Annotated in this window: 1 protein-coding gene; it reads left to right on the plus strand. The window is 46.5% G+C overall.

Annotated features, from left to right (window positions below; all coding sequences use genetic code 11):
* Window positions 1-1,413: X2-like carbohydrate binding domain-containing protein (locus AC1DUA_RS37555; RefSeq protein WP_477504564.1), on the plus strand; the 1,413-nt coding region annotated here is incomplete at both ends.

A 1,413-nucleotide genomic window follows, 5' to 3' on the forward strand; every position in this document is an offset into this window, starting at 1 on the left:
CCCAAGACAGTGGATAAACTGTATCTTGAAATTCCAAATATCATTGCGAATATTCAGGAGAACGCTAATCGATTCGAAGTCTACTACTCGAGTGATCCTCACTCTTGGGCAAGTGCGCCAACAGCTTCGGATATGGCTAGCAACTATGACTGGGAAGGCAACGGGTGGAAGCTAGCCGGAGGTACGGAGACCGAAGGTATGTGGTCCTATGTGACCTACAACGGTCAGCAATGGGGCTTTGATACCAAAACGTTCTTATACCCGTTCACTGCGCGGTATGTGATGATCAACACAGTATTGGTTGGTCCACGTGACCGCCGTGCCGATGATAATATTTCGGCTATGGGATTATCGGGTTTGGTCATTTATGGCAAAGATCCTGTAACCAATATGACGGACCTTACACCATCCCAAGCTGTCTACAGTACATGGGATCAAAGTGAACCAATCAGCACAACTGTTAGCCTTGCAAGCGGCCAGTCAATTACAAGAATAACGAATGCTCAAGGCAAAGAGCTTATTTTAAATACGGATTACAAAGTAATAGGCAATAAGGTTACATTCGAATCTCCTTTCCTCGCCAAGTTGCCGCTGGGCACGAATGCGTTCACTTTCCATCTTAGTAGCGGGACTCCGTCGATCTTTGCATTGGACGTGACAGCACGCGGTTTTGGAGAGAATAGTAAAACTATCAAGATGAATGCCATTGATGGCGTTTCTCCTTATAATGTTCTAGGCGGAGCGATGGGCACTGATGAGCCGGTTGAAGGAGTAACCAAACGAATTCGAGATGCTTATCACGAATATTATGGTGATCGTCCTGAAGCGACTTTAGCGGACAACCATGTTCAGAGCGTCTGGGATAGCACCCTTCAGAAAAATGTGTTCAAAGTCGTGGCTCAAGGCAGAGGCCTAAATAATGAATTTGAAGACAAAGTTCGTAATGGCGAATATGCGCACAAGGGTGTTTTTGACTGGGAAAAAGGTTATGTGGTCGGTGGTGCGGCCATCAACGATAGGCAAAGGATCGAAATTCGTCCAAGCGAAGATTCGACTAAGGATTTTACGGCGTATGACGGCGATATTGTTTCCTATCAATGGCTGTGGAACATTCCGGATGGCAATCAGTGGAACCAGCCTAACTTCCGGCATATTTTCCAACTGAAAGCTACGAATGCCCAAGCAGCTGATACACTCGCGGGAGGCAACAGCGCTGGTGAGAATGGGGCTTATATTCTTGCAATGTCGCTTACCGGAAGGGATACCAGAGAACTTATCGTGAACCATAACCGATATGACGGCGATAAGACCCTATTGAGAATCCCGTTGAAAGAAATTGGCAGCCATTGGATCAMGGTTGAGCTTAACGCTTTGATTTCCGATTCCGGTTGGTTGACAATCAAGATCACGGAT

The sequence above is a fragment of the Paenibacillus sp. 01T422 genome (assembly GCF_056398785.1).